17 protein-coding genes are annotated in these 17,143 nt (G+C 35.3%); 1 reads left to right on the top strand and 16 read right to left on the bottom strand.

What is annotated here, in order from left to right:
- Nucleotides 1-67: 67 nt before the first annotated feature.
- From JKP34_RS03435 to JKP34_RS03420, 4 genes are all read right to left on the bottom strand, one after another.
- Nucleotides 68-1,030, bottom strand: a complete 963-nt coding sequence (locus JKP34_RS03435) for a PorP/SprF family type IX secretion system membrane protein (protein WP_201917733.1) — start codon at nucleotides 1,028-1,030, stop codon at nucleotides 68-70.
- Between the two features lie 113 nt (nucleotides 1,031-1,143).
- A complete protein-coding gene (locus tag JKP34_RS03430; protein ID WP_201917731.1) occupies nucleotides 1,144-1,923 on the bottom strand; it encodes a uroporphyrinogen-III synthase in 780 nt (259 codons plus the stop codon).
- Between the two features lie 26 nt (nucleotides 1,924-1,949).
- Entirely contained in the window at nucleotides 1,950-3,023 is a 1,074-nt protein-coding gene (locus JKP34_RS03425) for a DUF4271 domain-containing protein (protein WP_201917729.1), read from the bottom strand.
- A 16-nt stretch (nucleotides 3,024-3,039) separates the two neighbouring features.
- Nucleotides 3,040-4,728, bottom strand: a complete 1,689-nt coding sequence (locus JKP34_RS03420; RefSeq protein ID WP_201919366.1) for a BamA/TamA family outer membrane protein — start codon at nucleotides 4,726-4,728, stop codon at nucleotides 3,040-3,042.
- On the opposite strand from JKP34_RS03420, the gene hemW reads away from it, so the two are divergent.
- Nucleotides 4,666-5,796, top strand: a complete 1,131-nt coding sequence (hemW, locus tag JKP34_RS03415) for a radical SAM family heme chaperone HemW (protein WP_201917727.1) — start codon at nucleotides 4,666-4,668, stop codon at nucleotides 5,794-5,796. The genes JKP34_RS03420 and hemW overlap by 63 nt on opposite strands.
- Here hemW and JKP34_RS03410 read toward each other — a convergent pair.
- From JKP34_RS03410 to udk, 12 genes are all read right to left on the bottom strand, one after another.
- Nucleotides 5,793-6,515, bottom strand: coding sequence for a LytR/AlgR family response regulator transcription factor (locus tag JKP34_RS03410; RefSeq protein WP_201917724.1), 723 nt, complete (start codon nucleotides 6,513-6,515; stop codon nucleotides 5,793-5,795). The genes hemW and JKP34_RS03410 overlap by 4 nt on opposite strands.
- Before the next feature lie 35 nt (nucleotides 6,516-6,550).
- A complete protein-coding gene (locus tag JKP34_RS03405) occupies nucleotides 6,551-7,585 on the bottom strand; it encodes a sensor histidine kinase (RefSeq protein ID WP_201917722.1) in 1,035 nt (344 codons plus the stop codon).
- A 73-nt stretch (nucleotides 7,586-7,658) separates the two neighbouring features.
- Nucleotides 7,659-8,987 carry an NAD(P)/FAD-dependent oxidoreductase gene (locus JKP34_RS03400; RefSeq protein WP_201917720.1) on the bottom strand — a complete coding sequence of 443 codons (1,329 nt, stop codon included), beginning with the start codon at nucleotides 8,985-8,987 and terminating at the stop codon, nucleotides 7,659-7,661.
- Between the two features lie 252 nt (nucleotides 8,988-9,239).
- A complete protein-coding gene (locus tag JKP34_RS03395; protein ID WP_201917718.1) occupies nucleotides 9,240-10,094 on the bottom strand; it encodes a substrate-binding periplasmic protein in 855 nt (284 codons plus the stop codon).
- Between the two features lie 90 nt (nucleotides 10,095-10,184).
- Entirely contained in the window at nucleotides 10,185-10,442 is a 258-nt protein-coding gene (locus JKP34_RS03390) for a DUF6952 family protein (protein ID WP_201917715.1), read from the bottom strand.
- Nucleotides 10,423-10,734 carry a thioredoxin family protein gene (locus JKP34_RS03385; protein ID WP_201917713.1) on the bottom strand — a complete coding sequence of 104 codons (312 nt, stop codon included), beginning with the start codon at nucleotides 10,732-10,734 and terminating at the stop codon, nucleotides 10,423-10,425. The genes JKP34_RS03390 and JKP34_RS03385 overlap by 20 nt, the downstream gene beginning before the upstream one ends.
- 103 nt (nucleotides 10,735-10,837) lie before the next feature.
- The gene (locus JKP34_RS03380) at nucleotides 10,838-12,319 is read right to left on the bottom strand and encodes a glycine--tRNA ligase (protein WP_201917711.1); all 1,482 of its coding nucleotides are present in this window, start codon (nucleotides 12,317-12,319) and stop codon (nucleotides 10,838-10,840) included.
- Between the two features lie 56 nt (nucleotides 12,320-12,375).
- Nucleotides 12,376-14,061 carry a sensor histidine kinase gene (locus tag JKP34_RS03375; RefSeq protein WP_201917709.1) on the bottom strand — a complete coding sequence of 562 codons (1,686 nt, stop codon included), beginning with the start codon at nucleotides 14,059-14,061 and terminating at the stop codon, nucleotides 12,376-12,378.
- 178 nt (nucleotides 14,062-14,239) lie between these two features.
- Nucleotides 14,240-14,863, bottom strand: a complete 624-nt coding sequence (locus JKP34_RS03370) for a class I SAM-dependent methyltransferase (protein ID WP_201917707.1) — start codon at nucleotides 14,861-14,863, stop codon at nucleotides 14,240-14,242.
- Nucleotides 14,841-15,752, bottom strand: a complete 912-nt coding sequence (locus tag JKP34_RS03365) for a patatin-like phospholipase family protein (RefSeq protein ID WP_201917705.1) — start codon at nucleotides 15,750-15,752, stop codon at nucleotides 14,841-14,843. Before JKP34_RS03365 ends, JKP34_RS03370 begins: the two co-directional genes overlap by 23 nt.
- 78 nt (nucleotides 15,753-15,830) lie before the next feature.
- Nucleotides 15,831-16,523, bottom strand: a complete 693-nt coding sequence (locus JKP34_RS03360) for a potassium channel family protein (RefSeq protein ID WP_201917703.1) — start codon at nucleotides 16,521-16,523, stop codon at nucleotides 15,831-15,833.
- Nucleotides 16,516-17,136 carry a uridine kinase gene (gene udk / locus JKP34_RS03355; protein ID WP_201917701.1) on the bottom strand — a complete coding sequence of 207 codons (621 nt, stop codon included), beginning with the start codon at nucleotides 17,134-17,136 and terminating at the stop codon, nucleotides 16,516-16,518. Before udk ends, JKP34_RS03360 begins: the two co-directional genes overlap by 8 nt.
- Nucleotides 17,137-17,143: the final 7 nt, after the last annotated feature.

Raw genomic sequence — 17,143 nt, 5'->3', positions numbered from 1 at the left:
TTAAATAAATTATAAAATCCTTTCTACAATTTTGATAAAAAAGATTTATATAACAAATATTTTACGACTAATGTCTAAATCTTGGGGTTCGTACTACCTTTTTACCCGATGTAGAAATAGCCGGCAACCTATAACTTATCATTACTTCATGTGAAGTAGCACTCTTAGCATCTTGTGCTATTATCGTATAATCAAACGCATAACCAAAACGCAAACTATTTTCTTTAAAGAAACTGTATCCTAATAAAAGGGTAGCAGCATCCTGTTGTCTAAAAGACAAGCCGCCCCATATTTTTTCCTTATACTCCGCTATTGCTCCCACACTAAATGTATATGAGGTGAATTCTGTAGATTTTACGAACATGTTAGGAGTAATAGAAACATCATAAGTTAACGGAAAAGTGTATCCTGCTGTCAACAACACCTCTCTTGGATATCTATTTCTTACTGCATCAGCGCCAAAATCAAATTGAGCCTCGATCATATGATTGAATGCCGCTCCAATATAAAAATCTTCATGTTGAAAGTTTACACCTAGTGAAAAATCGGGCCTTGTTTGGGTACTTGTAGAAGCGAGAATTGTTGGATCATCACTTTCAATAGGCACGTATGCACCTTTATCTACTGTTTGAGTTATTGTTCCTGCCCGTAGACCAATGCTCACCTTAGTATCTTTTATTCCTAAATGATAGGCCGCAGAGGCTTGAATCTGGGTGAAGTTTTGAGCTCCAATCTTATCTGACATCACATAAAAGCCAAAGCCTGCGTTAAAGCGCATTACCGGACTTGTTAATGTGAATAGCTGAGTTTCTGGTGCTCCTCTTAGAGCAGAATTACTTGTTGGTGAATACCCCACCCATTGTGATCTGTGAAAAAGGTTAAGCTTGGTGTAACCTTCCACTCCCGAATATGCCGGGTTATTGTATACGTTGTTAAACATATAATGAGAAAACTGAGCATCTACCTGAGCACTCAATTCTCCTATTGATAGGAGCAATAAAATTGCAATTAATTTTAAACTATGCTTCATACCCTAATTACTTTGGAAAGCTAAATATAGTAAAAATAACTTTCTGTCAATACCTTATGTAAGTTAATTAAAGTAATTGTAAAATATAAAGCACATTACGCTCTATAAATCAATCACTTAAGACCGTTAGCTTTTTTAATATAAAGTTCCAATGCGCCAGTCATAGATGGTGCATTTGGCAATGGCGCCTCTATATCTAAAATTAAGCCCGCATCTACCGCAGCTTTAGCTGTAGTAGGACCGAACACAGCTATTCTCGTTTTGTTCTGCTTAAATTCCGGAAAGTTAACGAACAATGAATTAATACCTGACGGACTAAAAAAAGCAATTACATCGTACAGAACATCATCTAAGTCTGAAAGATCAGCAGCTACTGTTTTATATATAATTGCCTCTGTAAAGTTATACCCGTTATCATTCATGAATGACGGAATATCGTCTTTACGGATATTTGAGCACGGGAACAAGTACTTCTCATTCTTATGCTTTTTAATTACGTCAAGAATATCCTGAGCGGTTCTTTCACCAACAAAAACTTTACGCTTTCTTACTACAATATACTTTTGTAAATAGTTTGCTGTTTGCTCAGAAATACAGAAATATTTCATTTCTGGTGGCATCTCAATTTTGCTTGCCTTACAGATTCTAAAGAAATGATCAACCGCATTTCTACTAGTAAAAATAACAGCTGTATGCTTTAGAATGTCAATCTTTTGCTTCCTAAACTCCTTAGCATCTATAGGATCTACCTTAATGAATTGGCGAAAATCAATCTTAATATTGTATTTATCGGCCAGTTTATGATAAGGTGAATTGGTGATATCCTTTGGCTCAGGCTGTGAAACTAAAATACTTTTTACTGGGAAAAAACGATCCTTAGTTGCTGTTGACATAAATTATCTTCTACAAAATTGATGAATCAATAGAAATATTTGAGCCCTATAATAAGAGGTAATATTTCTGTGGTGCAAAAGTAAGAAAATAAATATAGATAAGTAAAACCGCTCAGTTTTAATATTTTAAAATAAAGTAAAAAGACCCTTGCCAGATAAAAAACAATAATGCCATTTTTAACAACCAGGATGCTCCAGTAAGGAAGATATTCTCCTGAAAGAAAAATTACAGCCAGAAATAAGAACAGAATGATTCCAAAAAGGAGACCTAAATTCAATATTTCTTTAATGTAATAGGCGTTGATTTTATTGATCCGGAACAAACGTGAGTTTAAACTAACCACTACCACCTTGGTAAAAAGAACCGTGGAAAAAATCAGTACTGTTTTAAGAAAAGTTATGAAAATCTGTGATCTATCAGCCTTACTTATAATAATCTCTTCATAGTTGAAAAGAATAAGCAATAAGAATGATAAAATTATGATGTAAACGGCTGCCGCAAACAAACCATCTTCATCGAACAATCTTAGCCTGGAGTTATCACTTTCTATGGGTCTTAGTGAAAAATTCCGTCTGACAGAAAACACTTCATTGAACCTTTTAGGATAGCTTATCCGGAATATGGTCAGTAGCGTAATTATGACCAGCAAAAGAACAATAAAAACATCTTTAAAAGAGCTATTGGCTCCATTATTCTTCTGAATCTCAATTTTCAACTGACTTTCTTTTGGCATTGCTTTTTTTAGAGTTGATACAAATACCTTCTGTTGAGCATTCTGGCTGTGAATTCTCATGTCAGATAATCTACTTTTTTTATGATTCGGTATATAGACTAGTAATTCGTTGTCTTCATTTGAATGTCCATAGATACTATCATGAAAGAACACATAAAATAGCTTCGTGCTCTTTAGCTTAACAGCATCAAAATTTTGAGGAAAACTATCAACTGGTAATCGAAAAATGAAGTCTTCATTACCTTCATCGGCTGATATAAGCTCATACTTATCGAGCTCGATCAACAGGGTATCAACACTTTGGGCGTTTGTATTTGCTAGAGCAAATACTGAAAGAATTATGATAAGTGATAGTAATTTTCTCAAGAAATAGAATTTTCGGCTAAAATAAGGCTATATAACCAAAATGCACTTTTGCAGATGAAATATTTGCTTTTTGTCCACTTTCTATGCCAAGCGCATAAATCAACCTAAACCATCCGCTATTGGTTCTGGCATCGACCCCTAGGCCAAAACTGTAAACAAAACGATCGTCTTTGTTAAGGTAGGCAAAATCTGTAAGACCAAAAGCACTCGACTTATTATTAAGAAAATATCTATAGTTCAGATTCAGGAGGCTATAATGCTGCGTGAAAAAAAAGTTTTGGTTAAAACCTCTCAAATCTTGCAATCCGCCTAAACGCAAATAATCATTAGTTGCAAGTGCCTCATTGATAATTGTCTCAGAACTGAAAGTTTCTTCAATAACAAAGCGTTTACCTAATTTCTGCTGAAAGCCTGCTTTTAATCCAACCTTTATATTTGAGGTTCTTTTAGGAACATTGCGCCATGACTCTGGAAGGTTTTCATAGTTTATTATATTTTTTGATCCTATGGAAATATCCGCCCCGGCATAATGATTACTTTTTAGTTTTGGTGCTGCCAGAGGTGTTTTATAGGTAATACCCAGAACTAAGCTGTTAGTTTGACTACTTCTTAATGGAGTAGTAGGCAGCTCATTTAAATCATTCAGCGAGAAAGTTACGCTACTATTTTGACGGGCATAGCCTGCCTTTACGAAAAGATTATATTTAAGTGGATAATTTAGGAGTATATCATAACTAAGATTCAGAAAAGTAGAATCCTCTTTGAGTAAGTTGAAATGTGTCTCAAATCCTAAAGGAGAAGAAAAGCTTCTAAACTGTGCTATTGAAGTATTAAGAAATTGCGACTGCTCATCATATTTTTGCCAGTTTAATTGCCATTTGATAGCGGACCTGAAGAGATTTGTTAGCGCAAAATCAGCCTGACCTGTTATTAATGTTCTGTTGTCTACTGGAATAACTCCAATAATAGCATCAAACCGATTAGAAGGAACTTTATTGATGTCAAGATTAATTTGTGCCTTTCCATTGCTGAAATTAACTCTTGGGACTTCTGACAAAGCAAGAAACTCAATTTGACTGATTTTATCTTGAATACCATTAAATTCTTGCATTGACCACCTTCCATGGTAGTGCAGGTCAAGATAGTTCTGTAGGTATTTAGTTTTTATTAAATCATTATTGGCTTCAATTGAGTCATAAAGGATTAAGTTTCTTAATTTAATATGTACAGTTGCATCTACCGTGTAGCCATTAATTTTATCAATATCTAAAACTGCTTCGGCAAATGGATAACCCTGGTTATAGGCATATTTTTTAAGAATGCCCTTTGTAATATCTTTTAAAAGAATTTGATCTGCTATTTCGCCTTCAACATTGATAAGGCCTTTTCTAACAACTGGTTCTTTATCAAATTTTAAAGACACCTCATTCCAATAGTAAGTTGGCCCTTTAATCACTGAAGGAACACCATCAATTTCCCCATATCTTGCTTCTAAAAATCCTCTTGATTTTAAAGAATCAATAACAAACTGGTGATTAGCGGGAAGAACTAAACTCTTTGATTCTTCTGATACTTGCGCACTTGAAATAGTAAGTACCTTAGTGAGCATAAGGATAAAAATATAAACTACCTTTGCTCTCAAATGAGCGGTATTTACATTCATATTCCATTTTGTAAGCAAGCCTGTCACTATTGTGATTTCCATTTCTCAACTAATATGAGATTAAAAGATGAAATGGTAAACGCTATCTGCAAAGAATTAAGGCTCCGAAAAGATTATTTACAGTCAGAAATAATAGAATCTATCTACTTTGGCGGGGGAACACCTTCTTTATTAAATGAGGCCGAATTAACTAAAATAATGATCACTATTAGTGAGCATTTTAATCTATCCGATCATGCTGAAACAACTCTTGAAGCCAATCCTGATGACATCACTCCTTTAAAACTGAAAGCATTTTATAATGCCGGTATCAACAGGTTAAGCGTAGGAGTTCAAAGTTTTGATCCACACATATTAAAATGGATGAACAGAGCTCATGATGCACAAGAAGCCATGAATTGCCTTAACTGGATCAAGGAGTCAGATATTTCAAACTATAGTGCAGATTTAATTTATGGAATACCTACAGGTTCAAATCAGCAGTTATTAAACGACATCAAGCAGCTGATAGCTTTTGAACCCAATCATATTTCAGCCTATTGTTTAACTATAGAACCTAAAACTGTTTTCGGCCATAAGCTCGAGAAAGGTACATTAAAAGAGGTTGATGAAGAATTAGCTGCTAATCAATTTTTAATAATTGACGAGACACTATCTAAAGCAGGCTACAGACATTATGAAGTATCCAATTATTGCCTTCCAGGCTATGAATCGTTTCATAATAACAACTATTGGAGAGGAGTGAAGTATTTAGGCATAGGCCCTGGAGCTCACTCTTTTAACGGAAGTAATAGACAGTTCAACATAAGTAATAATCCTAAATATATTCAATCCATTCAGCAGGGTAGGCTGCCATTACAAGAAGATTTACTAACGAAGAATGACAGAATCAACGAATATCTGATGACTTCTTTGAGAACTGCAGAAGGTATTGACACCAACATTCTTTTAAGTCGTTTCAATTACAATTTTTTTGGTGAAAACAATTCTATTATTGAGAGTTGGGAAGCAGAAAAGTTGTGCCTCAGAAATGAAAACGGAATAACACTAACTTTAAAAGGAATGCTGCTAGCTGATAAACTAGCAGCCGATTTATTTATTGTTGACTAAAGGCTCATCAAGTCTTTAAATTTAGTAGCCTGCCTTCTGCTTACTTCAACCTTTTCACCTCCCTTTAGCTTAACCATCAATCCTCCATTAAACCAGGTTTCAATTTCATCAACCCATTCAAGGTTGATAATATGCTTTCTAGAAACTCTGAAGAAAGATTTGTTGTCAAGCTTCTCGTCTAAGGCATTTAGAGATTTGTGAATCATAGGTTTATACTTATCAAAATAAACCTTTATGTAATTACCATCAGATTCAAATAACCTCACATCCTTTAGCTTTACAAACCAGCAATTATCACCATCCTTCACAAAAACCTGGTCGTTGGTTGTCAGTTTAGTTGTTGATTTCTCCTCCGTAGGTGTCAATTTAGCTAGTTGTCCTCTCACCTTTTCAACGGCATCTGTTAACCGTTTTGGTTCTATTGGTTTAAGCACATAATCCAAAGCGTTATATTCAAATGCCTTCAATGCATATTCGTCATAAGCCGTAGTAAAAATTACCTGAGGGGTTTTCTCTAAAGACTCTAATAACTCAAAGCCTGTTTTACCTGGCATTTGAATATCCAGAAATATTAAATCAGGATGTAATTTGTTAATAAGCTGCTCCGCTTCGTCTACATTAACAGCTTCGCCTATTACTTCAATATCTTTAAACTCTTGCAAAAGGTTATTCAATTCCTTTCTGGCTAATCTTTCATCATCAACAATAATTGCTTTCATGTCTGTAATTTTTTATTTCTGTAAACAGATAGCTTCTACAAAGTACTGTCCGGTATTTTAACTGTAGTTAAAACAAGTCCGTCCAACTCATTTTTTATACTGAAAGAAGCTCTATTATCATAAATCAATTTAAGTCTTTGTTTGGTATTTTCTATTCCAAAGCCTGTAGTCTCCTTTCTCTTAGAAGGTGGTAAGTATCGGCCTGAGTTTCTAATAGAAATTGTTAATATATCATTTTCCACATCAGTTTTAATAGTAATCTCTCCACCTTTTGTAAGCTTTGCAATGCCATGTTTAATGCCATTTTCTACAAGTGTTTGAATCATTAAGGGTGGTACTAAAAACTTATTCGAATCAGGATGAATTTCATAAATAGTAGTAAGCCTTTCTTCATAACGAATCTTTTCCAACGCCAAGAAATCAACTACTGTATTAAGTTCATCTGAAAAGCTCACTACTCGTTTTCTATCTAAAATCAGCGAGTTCCTTAAAATATTAGAGAGCTGTGTTATCGCTTTTTTCGACTTGGCAGGATCTTCATCAACCAAGGCCCTAACGCTATTAAGCGCGTTAAAGATAAAATGCGGATTCAACTGAGACTTAAGGTTATTCAATTCTGCCTCATTCATTATGGCATTAAACTTCAATGACCTGTTATAATTCTCAACATAGTAATACATAAAGTAGCCCATTGACCATAAAAAATAAAGAATGAGGTTGGCCAGAATGCTCATAAAAATGACGACAGAGTTTAAATCATACTCTGGTTCTAAAGAGCCTAAAAGCGTTGACACGATTAATAAAAAAAGGTGGTCAATCGCGCTTAGTACCAAGCAGGCAATAATTACTTTGAAAATTAATTGGGGGATCAACTGCTTTAACCACCCTTTTTGTATGATGTAGTTTCTGTAAAGATGTGTTAACCCAATGTAAATAGGTATAAATATGAGCTGACCTACCGCTTGTTGTTCTGTAAAATTATTGGAAAGATATGCTATATAAATATTAAGCAATCCGTAGGCTGTCCAGCCTGAAAGTTGCAGAATCCAATATAAGCGTTTTTTATTCATTAGGTGTAGGTACTACTTGTTCAGACTTGAAAAGTAGTACCTTTTTGCTTGATTGAAAAACCGCCCATCAAAATCACTTTATTGGTTGCTCTTGTTTATTGAGTTTGCCAAACTGAGATGGTTTAAACGGCCTAATAATCAACCTTGTACCACGATCATAGGTGAAATAATTCCAAATCCAGTTGGTAAGAATTACTAACTTACTTCTGAACCCCACTATAGAAATAAGATGAACAAACATCCAAACAAACCATGCAAAGAAACCTCCAAAATGGACATCTTTCGGTAAATCTACGACAGCTTTATTCCTGCCTACAGTAGCCATACTTCCTTTATCAGTGTATTTGAATGGTTTAGGCTCTTTATCTTGAGAAAGTCGCTTTAGGTTATTGGCGAGTAATTCACCTTGTTGCATGGCTACAGGAGCTAACATGGGATGCCCCTTAGGAAAGTCTGTTGTTTCCATGTAGGCTATGTCTCCAATGGCAAAAACATTCTCTGTGCCCTTTATTTTGTTGAAATGATCAACTTTATATCTGTTTCTTTCCAAACAATCATCAGGTAAACCTGGAATAACATTTCCAATTACTCCTGCTGCCCAAACCAACGTATTAGTTCTAATCTTTTCACCTCCTTTAAAAGTTACATATTCTCCATCGAAAGACTCCACAAAAGTTTTTAGCTTCACTTTAGCATCGAACTTTTTGAGATATTTCTGGGCATGCTTATCGGCAAAATCAGACATACCACCAAGCAAACCGTCCATCCCTTCGACCAAATATATATTCATATTGTCAAAATCTACATCAGGGTAATCCTTAGGTAAAACGTGTTTTTTTAATTCACCCAAAGCTCCTGCTAATTCAACTCCTGTAGGGCCTCCACCAACAATCACAATATTCAATAGTTTTTGAAGATCTTCCTGATCAGAGGTTAAAACAGCTTCCTCAAAATTTTGTAAAATATGACTTCTTAAATCTAGTGCTTGTGGTATTTGCTTTAAGGGAAAGGCACCCTCAAATTTAGAAGGATCACCAAAGAAGTTTGTCTTGGAACCACACGCAATCACCAGATAATCATAAGTGAGGTTACCAATATTAGTAAACACAGTATTGATATCGGGTTTAATTTCACTAACTGTCGCCATTCGAAAAAAGATATTCTTCGAATTTTCCAGAAGTTTGCGTAGCGGACCCGCGATGGCATCAGGTTCAAGACCCGCTGTAGCCACCTGATATAATAGAGGTTGAAAAGTATGGTAGTTATTTCGATCAAATAAGACCACCTGAACTTCTGTGTTAGCAAGTTTTTTTGCCAATTGAATACCGGCAAAACCGCCTCCTATAATAACAACTCTCTTGTGCTCAGTTTTAGGGACTCTTAGTGGGTTTTTCTTATCCATTGAACTTGTTCTTTATTAGTAAAGATAAAAAGTAGCCTAACAAATGTGTCATTAAACCTGAAGTTTCATAGAAGAAAATAAGCCGTTGGTCGTCAAAAAACTATTATTGGAAAAATACTATAATAATTGACCGTAATTTTTTGATAGTGAGGAACTAATTGAGGTCAAATTAGCTTTTAAGAGTAATAGTTTAATTCATAGTGAATGGTTGATGTTTTGGTAAGTAAGAAGCCGCAGTAAAATGCGGCTTTTTCATTTATTGGCCTTTAAAATAGCTTCAACCGCATCCATCTCATCAAGCCAACGCAGCGCTTCCAGCCCTAAATGCCTTACAATTATTTTTCTGTATGAATGGCTCTTTTTATACTCAGTTGTAAGAAACTTGTTAAGCGGGATGTTCCAATCAGTTTCCATTGGTAAAATAAAAGCCAATTCTTCCACTTTTTGTACCCCAACCCTATGTTCTTTAATTGACATATTACTCTTATGTGCCTCTACCAAATAAATAAAATCAATAATGGTAAAATAGTGCCCATCTTCACTCACTTTATTAAGAACTTCATTAAAATTAGGCACATAATCTATCTCTAAATTAGGATAGAAATCATTTTTTAAGGCTAGCAGTTGTTCCTCATTTGTTGAACCTTTAACAGTCAGTGCTTTAAGTCCGGAAAACTCATTAGCAATATTAGTTAGGGAAGAAAGTTCAGCAATACTATTGTTAGAAAGCATTACGGCATAATTCCTGATAAAAGGTGGACTAAATTGGAATCTTGTTGCCCGCTTCTTTGTCATGGTTACATTTGACAAACCAAAAGATCCATATTTGGCATTTTCCACTGTCATCAGGAAAGTTGGAAAATCATCCACAAATTCTTTATGTAATATAGATTTTGTTCTGATTCCGTACTTATCCAGCAAAAAGAATTCAAAATCAGCCATTATATCCACACAGATACCTACCAATCTACCATGTTGAAAATCAGAAAAACCAGGAGCATTTGAAAAAATATAATGGAGTTCAGCTTCTTTCTCAATTAGGGCATTTTTAAACTGGGTTCCTTCAATTTGGGCACGTAGGTTCACCATATTGAATAAGAAAAGCAAGCAGAAAAATTTTAGGCAACTCATAACTGTTATTAAATAAAAAAGGGCTTTTCATTTCTGAAATGCCCTTTAAATATAACTATTCCTATTTTATTTGCCTATTGAACCCATTACACGCTTCATAAAATTATTGAGCGCATCCTTTTGTGAAGTTCCTCCTTTTATGTCTTTGTGAACTTCCAGAGCTCCTGAAAAATTAGAGAGTAACTCACCGATTACATCCAACTCTTCAGGTTTAATACCTTTAGCTTCAATAAGGTCTTCAAGAAGATCCATAGTTTCCACTACATAATCTTCATCATTCTTTTCAATAAACTCAACAACGTGCTTAATTACTGGTAACCTCATTTAATAAATCTGTTATAATACTTGGTTTATTTCCTGCTATAGAGTTTACTAACTGTCCATTCTTAAAAGCTGCAAAAGTTGGTAAATTACTTACCTCTACTAAAGCACGTGAATCAGGCTGCTTTTCAGCATCAACATAAACAAACTTTATATTTTCGTTTTCACCTGCCAATCGCTTGAATTTTGGTTTAGTAATTCTGCAATTTCCACACCAGGTAGCTCCATATTGCACCATTACAGTTTCGTTGTTGTCTACTATTTCTTTTAGATTATCGTTTTCTAATTCTATCATTTCTCTTTTGTTTTCACTTTTTCGAACTGCAAAGATAAGTAGATGTTTAGTTATTTGTTAAATTGATAATATCCATATTCATATAGACAAAAGCAATCTTGCATTAATCTAAAGACGCAAAAATATGTTGAAATGAACATTTGTCATTGATAAACTTTATCGCATCATCTATTGACATTCTTTCTTGTGAAGTAGTGTCACGGTCTCTTATAGTTACTGTATCATCTTCTAATGTTTGATGGTCAACAGCAATACAGTAAGGCGTACCAATTAAATCCTGACGGGTATAACGTTTTCCTATAGAAGCGGCCTCCTCATAAACTACATTATGCATTGATTTAAGTTGTTTGTAAATCTCCCTTGCCTTTTCAGGAAGCCCGTCTTTTTTGGTAAGAGGTAAAACTGCCGCTTTTACAGGAGCCAAAGCAGGTTTAAACTTTAAGTAAATTCTTTTCTTTTCATTACCTTCTTCACCTGTTACTTCCTCAGTAAAGGCATTGCACATTAGCATCAAGAATAGTCTATCGCAACCAACAGATGTTTCTACCACGTACGGAATGTAATTCTTGCTTATTTCAGGATCGAAGTACTGAATCTTTTTCTTCGATACTTCCATGTGGCGCTTTAAATCAAAGTCAGTTCTGCTGTGAATCCCTTCTATTTCTTTAAAACCAAACGGAAACTCAAACTCAACATCAACAGCAGCATTTGCATAATGTGCCAGTTTCTCATGAATATGAAACTTCAGTTTATTTTCAGGAATACCAAGTGCTTTGTGCCACTTCATTCTGGTATCTCTCCACTTTTCATACCAGTCAAGTTCTTCGCCAGGTCTTACAAAAAATTGCATTTCCATTTGCTCAAACTCACGCATTCTGAATATAAACTGCCTTGCAACAATCTCATTTCTGAAAGCTTTGCCTATCTGAGCAATTCCAAAAGGTACTTTCATTCTTGCAGTTTTCTGAACATTTAGAAAATTTACAAATATACCCTGCGCTGTTTCTGGTCTTAAATATATTTTGTTGGAATCATCTGCAACACTACCAATCTGAGTTGAAAACATTAAGTTAAACTGGCGTACTTCTGTCCAATTATCAGTGCCAGAAACCGGGCACTTAATGCCTTCCTCTATAATAAGATTTCGAAGACCTTCCATGTCTTCATCTGTCATCAACTGACCCATCTTATCTAATAAAGCCTGTGCCTTATCTTTATCACCATCCTTTTCATAAGCGGCAGCTTTATCTTCAATCAGTACATCTGCTCTGTATCTCTTTTTTGAATCTTTGTTGTCAATCATCGGGTCGTTAAAACTATCGATGTGACCAGATGCCTTCCAGGTATCGGGATGCATGAAAATAGCAGAATCGAGCCCTACAATGTCATCATGAAAACGCGTCATGGTATTCCACCATAACTCTTTGATATTCTTCTTCAGTTCAGCGCCATAAGGACCGTAATCATACACCGCTTGAAGACCATCGTAAATTTCACTTGATTGATACACAAAGCCATATTCTTTGGCGTGTGCTACTATATCTTTAAATAAATTGTTTTCGTTGTTTTGATCATTCTTTGCCATGATGCAAAGATAAATTAATTAGATAAGTAGGCGAGGGCAGAGTTGAAAAAATATAATTATTCTTTGGGAAGCTCAATTGTGAAAGCTGTGCCTTCACCGAGCTTAGAATCAAGCCTGATGCTGCCGCCAATTCGCTCAACCATATCTTTGACTATGAACAAGCCTAAGCCCGAGCCAATTGAATTGTCAGACGCTCTAAAAAACATATCGAATATTTTACTCTGTGCCTGATCAGGTATGCCTTGTCCGTTGTCAGAAACCTCAATCTTATAAGTCCTACCTAATGATTTTCCGTTCACGGCTATGTATTTACCTCGTTGATTGTGCCTGTGGTACTTAATGGCATTGTCTACTAAATTATTGAGCACAATATTTAGCCTGCTTGCATCAGTGAATATTTCGTCAGACTCATCGATATCAATTCTGAAATCAATTGTAGCAGCTTGCTCACGGTATTGCGCATTATTTACAACCTCAGAAGCGAGATCAAAAAGTTTAACCTCCTCTCGCTGAATTTCAGTACGGGTGTTTCTGGCAAAACTTATTATCTCATCAATAAAAGTATAGAGTTTTTTTACGCGCGTTTTCATCATGTTCATGAGCTGCTTTAGCTCATTAGCATCATCTGTTGTGTCGCAAATATTGATTAGACCTTGAATAGAGTTTAGAGGAGCGCGCAAATCATGTGATACGCTATAAACAAAGCGATCAAGCTCGGCATTAGTCTTTTCCAGCAGTGAGTTTTTTTCTTGTATTTGTTCTTCCCACTCCTTCTTTTCAGTAATATCAACAAGAGAACCAACCATCCTAAGTGGTTTCTCGCCTTCTGCCCATTTGGCCTGGCCCGAACCTTGAAACCATTTATAGCTTCCATCTTTACATTTGAATTTGTATTCAACTGAAAAAGGTTCTTTCTTCTGCAAATGATTCTGAAAATCTTTGACTAGCCGTGGATAATCAGCTCTTTCAGCTAACAAATTCTTAAATGTTACTTTGTTAGGAGCTATCTCATCAGGCTCATATCCCAATAGCTCATAAAGCTTGGGTGACCACCACTGCTGATCCTTATTTATATTTTCCCAATCCCAAATACCTGCATTGGTACCTTCAACTGCTAGTCTAAACCTTTCTTCACTTTCTTTTAATTTTCTATCCTTCTCTTTTAAATCCTTTTCTGATCTATCCTGAAGTTTGATTTGAAAGTAAATAACTACAACAACTATCAGGAAAGAGAATATAAAGTTCATGAAATAGATATAGCTCTCCTTGGCAGAATCAATATCATCAATCGTAATAGGGAAAATTAAATTTGCTTCACTTACGATAAAACATAAAAGAGCCAATAGCCCATAAATTATCCAGAAATATGCTCTTTTAAGGCCAAATAGAAATATTGATGCAACTATCACATCAAATAAATAAAGTTGCGCCCCATAATATTTACCGCTACTCACCATAAAAACAAACAACATAGCAAGTGCTACAATAAGGATGAGGTGTTTGGCCGTTTCGTAATATCCGGATCTATTTGTAATATAAACTGCCATACCACCTAGAACACCTGTTATAAATATTGGTGATAAAATGGCATAGCCCCAGATGATAGTATTGAGGGACCAATTAAATAAGCATACCGATACCATAATAATTGCTGCTACCCCAACCATGAGGGCTTTGCGGTAATTACTTTCTGAAGCAATATAAACTTCCTCGCCTAAAACTATTTTCTTTAGAGAAATCAACAGAAATATTTATTTGAATATACTTATTAATTGATCTAAAAGGATTTCATTTTATTAATCACTTGTGCCAGGCCATGTAGGGTTTTGGATGGATTTAAATCGTTATCGACTGAAAACTAGCCAATTATACAATTTTTCCAGATAAGAATCAATTTAGTTAGTGTAATATTACAGATAATTATGCCTTAGACTTTACGAGAATGAAAGTACCCATTGAGCGCTTGTTCTCTATGACTACATATTTAAATGGCTCAACCCAGCGCATTCCCCAATCTGAGATGAATTGATTGATGATATCGTTATCAATTAAAAAGCGTCTCTCACCATTACCAAAAGTATAAATATTATGTTTTACATTCTTTTGTTCATCTTTTGATAAAAAATGTGTGGTCATACTTCTAATTACAAGGTGTCCTCCTGGTTTTAAAACTCTAAAGGATTCTTGAAGCATTGAAATAAATTGTTCTAAACTATTGGCGAAATGAAATACAGCCGAGGACAAAACCACATCGAACGTTTGATCAGGAAAAATCAATTTTGAGGCATTCATTAACTGAAAGCGACCTTCATAATCCTTGATTTTTAATGATTTGGCAATATGCCTGATATATTGAATAGAAAGTTCATCTTTATCAATACCAAAAACATCATACCCCTGCTTCATGCAATAAATCAAATTTCGGCCTTCTCCGCAGCCGACATCCAGTATTCTCGCATCATCCTGAAGATATCCTTTAAGGATAAAATCTAACCAATAAATATCAATATTGCCTATATGCTTATTGAGTTCTCTCCAATTCATGACGGTAGCTGTCATAAGCGCTATTAAATGCGGAAATACCTTCTTCAACTAATTCCTTTGAGCGATAGAACTCAAATGTTCCGCAGCTGTCTCTAGATATTCTGACAACCATGTCAGGCTTTATTTGCTGCATTTGAAGGGCTGTCATACGTTCTTGCATAAGATCAATTGACCTGTTAAGCAAATCAAAGAACCCTAGTTTTTTGATAGCTGGTGTCGATGGTTCTTTAGAAGTTGGCCAGAAGCTTTTTAATCTATTTCTGAAGTCTTCAATAAGCCTAGAGTAATTTTGCTCTTTAGCAATTTCATCCTCAGTTTCTACCACTTTAGGCTTAAAGGGCACGTTAGAATTAACATCAACCGCTATAAGTATATCACCTTCTGTACGCTTTACCCTGTTTAAAGGTATAGGGTTGAGCACTCCTCCATCTACAATTTCCTCATCATCTATATAGGCTGGGGTTATAACGGTCGGAATAGCACATGAAGCTCTTAAGGCATCCATCAATTCTCCCTTTTCAAAAATAACCTCTTGCTGCGCTCTTATATTTGAAGCTATTGCCGTAAATGGGATGGACATCTCTTCAATTAAAATATCACCCATGAGATTTCTCATCTCTTTGAATACCTTTTCCCCCCGTACAAAGCCTTGAAGACTAAATGTAAAATCAAGCAGCTTGAACACATCAATTTTATCAAAATTTGTAACCCAGTCTTTGTAGTCCTCAAGTTTTCCGGCTGCATACATACCACCAACAACAGCTCCCATACTTGAACCAGCAATTGATGTTATTTCAAAATTATTTTTGAGAAGGGATTCTATTACACCTATGTGTGCTACACCTCTGGCGCCACCACTACCTAATACGAGTGCTACTTTTTGCTTCATTAAAATTTGAGCCTTGAATAAATTAAAATGAAGCTACAAAATTTTAATCAGGCTCAGAAAAAGATAAGGAAAGAAAGCTTATTTATTTACCTCAATAAATTTATTTACATCCTGAGATTTGCCTAAAATAATCATGATATCAGTCTCTTTGAGAAAGGTATCAGCACGTGGCACGCCAATGATATGCTCGACCTTTTCCATCTTATCTCCCTTTTTCTCATCAAAGAAACGCTTAACGGTTATAAGGTTGAGGTTATACTTTTCTCTTAAACCTATCTCGCTAATGGTTTGATCTACAACTCTCGTAGGTGTATTAATTTCAACAATTTCATAGTTGTCAGGTAAAGGCAAGAAGGAACGCATGTTAGGATGAAGCAACATTTCTCCTACGGTTTTTCCCACAGTTTCTTCTGGAGAAAGTATTTCTGTAATACCCATTTTTTCAAGGATCATACGTTGTTGCGAGTTTGCCGCGCGCGCAATAATTCTTTTAACTTCAAGCTCTAAAAGTAGTACAGTAGTTAATAGTAAGCCTTCAAAATTTTCACCAATGGCTACTACAACAGCATCCATATCTTGTATATTCTGAGCTCTTAAAGCTTTGACATCTGTAGAGTCTAATGCAACAGCATAGGCCACATCATCTTTCATTAGCTCAACTTTGTCAAGATCGATATCTATTGCAAGTACTTCAGCACCTCTATCAGCTAAAGTTCTAGCTATGGATTCACCAAACTGTCCTAAACCAATTACCGCAAATCTATTAGTCATGAGATTGTTCTTTTAGATAGGATACAAGCACTTCTAACCCTTTATCAAACTTATTGTTATTAGGTATTATAATATCTGCATCAAACTTAAACGGTTCAATATACTTTTCATATGTTGGCGCCACATGCTTTTCGTATCTGTAAAGCACATCGTCCAAATCATAGCCACGCTCAGAATTATCACGAAATATCCTCCTTTTGAGTTTTACATAATCTTTAGCGTCAATAAACACCTTTAGATCAAGCAACTTGGTCAGTTCCGGAAAGTAGAAAACAAATAAGCCTTCCACCACAATAATTTTTGCAGGGTTGAAGGTAAGCATTTCAGGAACTACATTGGGGTTATTGAAGGTATACTCTTTCCGAGTTACTACTTTTCCTTCTTTTAAAGCTTTAATGTCACGCGCGTATTCATCAAACTCGATTGACTGAGGCGTATCGAAGTTTTCAACCCCGTTTTCATCTTTTGGCTGAAGGTGTCTGTCTTTATAATAATTATCTTGAGAAACTAAGCAGATTTCTTCTGCACTGAAGTGATCAATTAAACTTTTTAGAAACAGGGTTTTTCCTGAAGCACTACCACCTGTTATACCGACTATGAAAGGCTTACTCATAGCCACA

This window comes from Marivirga atlantica, assembly GCF_016734805.1.
GTDB lineage: Bacteria > Bacteroidota > Bacteroidia > Cytophagales > Cyclobacteriaceae > Marivirga > Marivirga atlantica.
The sequence above is the reverse complement of the archived record's forward strand: the minus strand, read 5'-3'. Positions and strand labels throughout refer to the sequence as shown.

What these genes read in the sequence shown, in the direction of transcription:
- JKP34_RS03435 (WP_201917733.1), bottom strand. Translation starts at nt 1,030, where the DNA reads ATGAAGCATAGTTTAAAATTAATTGCAATTTTATTGCTCCTATCAATA.
- JKP34_RS03430 (WP_201917731.1), bottom strand. Translation starts at nt 1,923, where the DNA reads ATGTCAACAGCAACTAAGGATCGTTTTTTCCCAGTAAAAAGTATTTTA.
- hemW (WP_201917727.1), top strand. Translation starts at nt 4,666, where the DNA reads ATGAGCGGTATTTACATTCATATTCCATTTTGTAAGCAAGCCTGTCAC.
- JKP34_RS03420 (WP_201919366.1), bottom strand. Translation starts at nt 4,728, where the DNA reads ATGGAAATCACAATAGTGACAGGCTTGCTTACAAAATGGAATATGAAT.
- JKP34_RS03410 (WP_201917724.1), bottom strand. Translation starts at nt 6,515, where the DNA reads ATGAAAGCAATTATTGTTGATGATGAAAGATTAGCCAGAAAGGAATTG.
- JKP34_RS03405 (WP_201917722.1), bottom strand. Translation starts at nt 7,585, where the DNA reads ATGAATAAAAAACGCTTATATTGGATTCTGCAACTTTCAGGCTGGACA.
- JKP34_RS03400 (WP_201917720.1), bottom strand. Translation starts at nt 8,987, where the DNA reads ATGGATAAGAAAAACCCACTAAGAGTCCCTAAAACTGAGCACAAGAGA.
- JKP34_RS03390 (WP_201917715.1), bottom strand. Translation starts at nt 10,442, where the DNA reads ATGAGGTTACCAGTAATTAAGCACGTTGTTGAGTTTATTGAAAAGAAT.
- JKP34_RS03385 (WP_201917713.1), bottom strand. Translation starts at nt 10,734, where the DNA reads ATGATAGAATTAGAAAACGATAATCTAAAAGAAATAGTAGACAACAAC.
- JKP34_RS03380 (WP_201917711.1), bottom strand. Translation starts at nt 12,319, where the DNA reads ATGGCAAAGAATGATCAAAACAACGAAAACAATTTATTTAAAGATATA.
- JKP34_RS03370 (WP_201917707.1), bottom strand. Translation starts at nt 14,863, where the DNA reads ATGAATTGGAGAGAACTCAATAAGCATATAGGCAATATTGATATTTAT.
- JKP34_RS03365 (WP_201917705.1), bottom strand. Translation starts at nt 15,752, where the DNA reads ATGAAGCAAAAAGTAGCACTCGTATTAGGTAGTGGTGGCGCCAGAGGT.
- JKP34_RS03360 (WP_201917703.1), bottom strand. Translation starts at nt 16,523, where the DNA reads ATGACTAATAGATTTGCGGTAATTGGTTTAGGACAGTTTGGTGAATCC.
- udk (WP_201917701.1), bottom strand. Translation starts at nt 17,136, where the DNA reads ATGAGTAAGCCTTTCATAGTCGGTATAACAGGTGGTAGTGCTTCAGGA.